Origin of the sequence: Amycolatopsis sp. SID8362 (assembly GCF_010550475.1) — a bacterium.
Classification (GTDB): Bacteria; Actinomycetota; Actinomycetes; order Mycobacteriales; family Pseudonocardiaceae; genus Amycolatopsis; species Amycolatopsis eburnea.
In genome coordinates, this window is the sequence record NZ_JAAGNB010000923.1 from 1 (window position 1) to 4,921 (window position 4,921).

A 4,921-nucleotide genomic window follows, 5' to 3' on the forward strand; every position below is an offset into this window, starting at 1 on the left:
TACCCGTTCGTGCGCAAGGCCGCGACGCGGCTGGCCGAGCACGACGACCGCGAGCAGTTCCTCGCAGGCGTCGACATCTTCCTGGCCGGCGTCGCGACCCTCCGCTAAACGGTTTCGAGCTCCGGCTCGGCGTCCGGCACCACGACCCGGCGGCGGGCCAGCAGCCCGGCGAGCGCGACGAACAGGCCGGCCACCGTGAAGCCGGTGACCACGGCGATCGCCGGCGACCAACCCCGCAGCAGCGCGGCGGGCGTGACCTCGCCGCCGCCGGCCGCGGTCAGCACCGCCGTCACGACGGCGAGGCCGATCGCGCCGCCGACCTGCAGCGAGGTGTTGACCAGGCCGCCCGCCAGGCCCTGCTCGCCGTCCGGGATCCCGGCCGTGGCCTGGATGTTGAACGACGGGAAGGCGAGCGTGAAGCCGAGCCCGAGCAGGACCATGCTGGGCAGCACCGAGCCGACGTACCCGGAGTGCTCGTCGACGCGCAGGAACAGCGCGTAGGCGAAGACATGCGCGACCACGCCGGCGAAGATCCCGCGGGTGGTCCCGACCCGCTCGATCAGCGGATCGACGCGCGGGCAGCCGAACGCGACGATCATCGCCGCCGGCAGGAACCCCAGCGCCGTCTGCAGCGGCGTCCAGCCGAGCACGCGCTGGAAGTAGAGCATCACGACGAACTGGACGCTGATGAAGGACGCGAAGAACAGCGCGGCGCCGAGGTTGGCCCGTGCGAGCGGCCCGGACCGGAAGATGCCGAGGCGCAGCAAGGGGTTCCGGCTGCGCTTCTCGACGAGCACGAACGCCACCAGCAGCACGAGCGCGACCGCGAAGGTGATCAGCGTGCGGGGCGCGGCCCAGCCGGTTTCGGGCGCTTCGACCACGCCGTAGACCAGCAGCAGCGAGCCCCCGACCCCGGTGAGCGCACCGGGCAGGTCGTAGCCCCCGGAAGGCGCGGTCCGGTACGCGGGGATCAGCTTCCAGGCCACGACGACCACGGCCGCGGCGAACGGCGCGGGCAGCAGGAAGGTCCACCGCCACCCGAGCTCGGTCAGCAGCCCGGAGAACACCAGCCCGGCGGAGTACCCGCTGGCCCCGAACACGGCGAAGATGCTGATCGCCTTGTTCCGCGCGGGCCCTTCCCGGAACGTGGTGGTCACGATGGACAGGGCGGCGGGCACGGTGAACGCGGCGGCCGCCCCCTTGATGAAGCGGCTCGCGATGAGCAGCGCCCCGTCGTCGACGAGCCCGCCGAACAGCGAAGCCAGGGCGAAGAGCAACACGGCGGCGAGGAAGACGCGCCGCCGCCCGAGCAGATCGGCGGTGCGCCCGCCGAGCAGCAGCAGCCCGCCGAAGCCCAGCACGTACCCGCTGATGACCCATTGCAGGGCATTGGTGGACAACCCGAACTCGGCCTGGATGGCCGGCAGCGCGACCCCGACCATCGACCCGTCGAGCGCGTCGAGCGCGGTGACGATCGAGACGGTGAGGAGAACGCCCCACAGACGCGCGTCCCACCGGGTCGAGGCGGTGGACAGGGTGGCGGAAGAACTCATGGGTCCGACGTTAGGTTCGCACGTCCCCATAGCTCGTCTCATGAACTGCGGTGCGCGGCCCGCGGCAACGGGCCCCGCCGGTGCTGCGAGCCTCGCCTGGACGAAGTGACGGAGGTCCTCAGCCGTACGCCCCCTTGTCGTCACGACCGGCATCGGACGTTCCCCGGTTGAGACGAACAGCGGAAAAAACGCCGGCACCAGGACCGGGACCCCGGTGCGGGGCCCGCGGCAACGGGCCCCGCACGGCTTCGAGCCTCGCCTGGACGGTGCGACGGAGGTCCTCGGCCATTCGCCCCCTTGTCGTCACGGCCGCCGCCGGGCGTTCCCCCGTTGAGACGAACGGTGGAAAAAAGCGCACTTGATCGAATCTCGTTCCGATCACGGCTATTTCCGGAGAATATGACAGAACGTTGCCGCCGGTCACGCGGTGGGCAAGGATCTCCGTAATTCGGTCGCACCGAGGATCTTCGGCCCGGACGGCAATCCGGCACTCTCGGCGGCGACCGCCTCGCCTGGACGACGTGACCGAGGAGGATTCCGGTGCCGCCTTTCGTGAGTACCCCCGTGCCCGCGTACCGCCCGCGGCCGGGGCGACGGAAATCGGCGTTGCCCGCCGAGGCCGGGCCCGCCGTCAAAACGCTGAAGAAATGGCTGCGCGGTTTCGTCGGTGAGACGTCGCTGGAAGCGGTCGCGGCGGCGGCCAGCTACTCCGTCAGCGCCGTGTCCGGCGCGCTCGGCGGCACCGAACTGCCCCGGCTGCGGCTGGTGCGCAGCATCGCCGCCGGTGTGGGCGCTCCCGCGCACGAAGCCCACCGGGTCTGGTGGGCCGCCGCGCTCGAGGAGTTCACCAAGCACAACCCGGGCCTGCCCGGCGACCCGCTCGCCGAGCTCGCGCTCGACCTGCGCCGGGCCATGCTCCGCCACGACCTCGGCAAGACCGACGTGCTGCGCCGGATGGCCCGGCTGTGCGAGGCCGACGGCGACGTCACCAAGGCGATGTCCCGTGCCACGCTCTGCCGGCTGCTGACCGGGACCACCCTGCCGCGGACCGACCAGATGACCGTCTTCCTGCGCGCACTGAGCCTGCGCGACAGCGAGGTGGAACAGCTGACCGGCCGCTACGAAGAGCTCAGCGCGGCCCGGCGGAAGGCGCTCCGGTGAGCGGCAACGTCGTCGGGCTGATCGAAAAGATCATCACGAGCACCCCCAACACCCTCCGGACCGTGCTGGTGATCCTGCTGGTGATCGGCGCCGTGGTGGGTGGGCTGTGGTTGCTGCGGGCCGACTTCACCGCCGGGCCGATCAGCATCACCGGCCGCGAAACCTGCACCCCGACCCCGGGAGCGCCGGTTGCCTGCGGACGCTGACCGGGCCACCGGTTTCGACACGACGCTGCCCCTCGCGATCGACGGCGAGCCCACGTCGGTGGAGCGCGTGCTGGCGACCATCCGGCCGCTGGTCATGCGCTACTGCCGGGCCCGGATGCCCGCGGGACAGCACTCACTCGTCTCGCCCGACGACGTCGCTCAGGAGGTCTGCCTCGCCGTGCTCTCGGCCTTGCCCGCCTACCGGGACCAAGGCCGTCCCTTCCTGGCGTTCGTCTACGGGATCGCGGCGCACAAGGTGGCCGACGCGCACCGGGCGGCGGCCCGCGATCGTTCCGAGCCGGTCCCCGACCTGCCCGAACGTCCGGCACTCGACGCCGAGCCCGAGACCACTGCCTTGAGCGCGGAACTCAACGGGCGCCTCGGCCGGCTGCTGGCGTTGTTGCCGCGCCAGCAGCGGGAAATCGTCGTCCTGCGGGTGGTGGTCGGGCTTTCGGCGGAGGAGACCGGCGCCGCGGTCGGCGTGTCCCCCGGCTCTGTCCGGGTGGCACAGCACCGCGCACTGACCAAGCTGCGCGCCTGGTGGCAGGTATGACCGACTGACGCCCACGGCCGGGGTCTGGCACGATCGGCTCGTGACCGGGACCCGGCGGACGCGCGGACTCGTGCTGGCGGCTGCCCTCCTCCTCGTCCTCACCGCCTGCACCAGCGGCTTCGCCGACGTCCACCTCCGGATCGCCGCGGGCAACCCCGGCGGCGTCTACGACAAGCTGGCCCAGACCCTCGCCACCGCCTGGCAGGCCGGGCTCGACATCGAGCGGCCGCAGGTGCTGCAGACCCAGGGGTCGCCCGACAACGTCAGCCGGGTGCTGAGCGGGCAGGCCGACGTCGCCTTCGTCGCCGCCGACGTCGCCGCGGACCAGTACCGGGCCAACCACGGGCTCGCCGCGCTCGCCCGGATCCACGACGACTACCTGCACGTCGTCGTGCGGTCGGACTCCGACATCCGGTCGGTGGCGCAGCTGCGCGGGCACCGGATCGCGATCGGGTCGCCGTCCTCCGGGGTCGAGTACATCGCCGGGAAGCTGCTCGGCGCGGCCGAGCTGACCGGCGAGGTCAGCACGATCACCCGTGGCCTCGACGACTCCGTCGCGGCGCTGCTCAACCACGACGTCGACGCGTTCTTCTGGTCCGGCGGGCTGCCGACGCCGAAGCTGGCGGAGAACAAGAGCCGGCTGCGGCTGGTCGACATCGCCGACCTGATGCCGAAGATGCAGGCGATCAGCGAGGTCTACGGCACCGCCACCATCCCGGCGAGCACCTACGACCAGGTGGCGCCGGTGACCACGCTGGTGGTGCCGAACTTTCTGGTGGTGCGCACGTCGATGCGCGACGACGTCGCCGAGGCGCTGGTCAGCGGCCTGTTCGCGGCCCGGCAGCAGCTCGCCGTCGCCAACCCGGCGGCGCTGTCGATCGACGTCCACCCCGGCATCGAGACGCAGCCGCTCCCGCTGCACCCGGGCGCGCTCCGCTACTACCGGGCGCAGAAGACCTAGGCCGCCGGGAACGTCATCGAGATCCGGAGGCCGCCGCCTTCGGGCAGGTCGAGCACCAGTTCGCCGTCGGAGTGCGCGACGATCTCGCTGACGATCGCGAGCCCCAGCCCCGAGCCGGGCACGTTCTGGTGGGCCGGGCTGCGCCAGAACCGGTCCAGCGCGCGGTCGAGCTCGTCCGGCCGCACGCCCGGTCCGTGGTCGCGGACCGACAGGCGCACGCGGTCGCCGTCGCGCTCGACGGCGACGCGGATCTCGGTGCCCGCCGCGGTGAACTTCAGCGCGTTGTCGAGCAGCGCGTCCAGGATCGTCTCGGCCCCGCGCGGCGGCATCCGCACGCACACGCCGTCGCCCGGGGTGTCGACGACCAGCCGCACGTCGCGGGCCTCGCCGACCACCGACCAGTCGGCCACGCGCTCGGCGACGGCCTCGTCGAGCACGACCGGGTCCAGCTCGCCGCCGGAGGCCTCCGCGCGGGCCATCGAGAGCA

6 protein-coding genes and 1 pseudogene are annotated in these 4,921 nt (G+C 72.3%); 5 read left to right on the forward strand and 2 right to left on the reverse strand.

Translation table 11 applies throughout. From position 1 onward, the window contains the following. Nucleotides 1-108: pseudogene (locus G3I65_RS59105) on the forward strand (TetR/AcrR family transcriptional regulator); the annotation flags it as partial. Here the strand turns inward: G3I65_RS59105 and G3I65_RS28775 are convergent. Beyond that, complete coding sequence (locus tag G3I65_RS28775) at nucleotides 105-1,553, reverse strand: MFS transporter (RefSeq protein ID WP_160698883.1); 1,449 nt, start codon at nucleotides 1,551-1,553, stop codon at nucleotides 105-107. The pseudogene G3I65_RS59105 and the gene G3I65_RS28775 sit on opposite strands and share 4 nt — an antisense overlap. Nucleotides 1,554-2,093: 540 nt before the next feature. Here G3I65_RS28775 and G3I65_RS28780 point away from each other — a divergent pair. From G3I65_RS28780 to G3I65_RS28795, 4 genes are read left to right on the forward strand one after another with little or no spacing between them, the layout of a single operon-like run. Further along, on the forward strand, nucleotides 2,094-2,714 hold the full coding sequence (locus G3I65_RS28780; protein ID WP_160698884.1) for a hypothetical protein: 621 nt from the start codon (nucleotides 2,094-2,096) through the stop codon (nucleotides 2,712-2,714). Next, nucleotides 2,711-2,920 carry a hypothetical protein gene (locus G3I65_RS28785; RefSeq protein WP_160698885.1) on the forward strand — a complete coding sequence of 70 codons (210 nt, stop codon included), beginning with the start codon at nucleotides 2,711-2,713 and terminating at the stop codon, nucleotides 2,918-2,920. The genes G3I65_RS28780 and G3I65_RS28785 overlap by 4 nt, the downstream gene beginning before the upstream one ends. Continuing rightward, nucleotides 2,904-3,473: an RNA polymerase sigma factor ShbA gene (gene shbA, locus G3I65_RS28790; RefSeq protein WP_160698886.1), complete on the forward strand. Its 570-nt coding sequence runs from the start codon at nucleotides 2,904-2,906 to the stop codon at nucleotides 3,471-3,473. The genes G3I65_RS28785 and shbA overlap by 17 nt, the downstream gene beginning before the upstream one ends. A 40-nt stretch (nucleotides 3,474-3,513) precedes the next feature. Next, complete coding sequence (locus tag G3I65_RS28795) at nucleotides 3,514-4,434, forward strand: TAXI family TRAP transporter solute-binding subunit (protein ID WP_160698887.1); 921 nt, start codon at nucleotides 3,514-3,516, stop codon at nucleotides 4,432-4,434. Here the strand turns inward: G3I65_RS28795 and G3I65_RS28800 are convergent. After that, nucleotides 4,431-4,921, reverse strand: a 491-nt coding sequence (locus G3I65_RS28800) for a sensor histidine kinase KdpD (protein ID WP_160698888.1), incomplete at its 5' end; no start/stop codon positions are given. The genes G3I65_RS28795 and G3I65_RS28800 overlap by 4 nt on opposite strands.

Coding starts and splice junctions, on each gene's coding strand:
- G3I65_RS28775 (WP_160698883.1), bottom strand. CDS start 1,553: ATGAGTTCTTCCGCCACCCTGTCCACCGCCTCGACCCGGTGGGACGCG.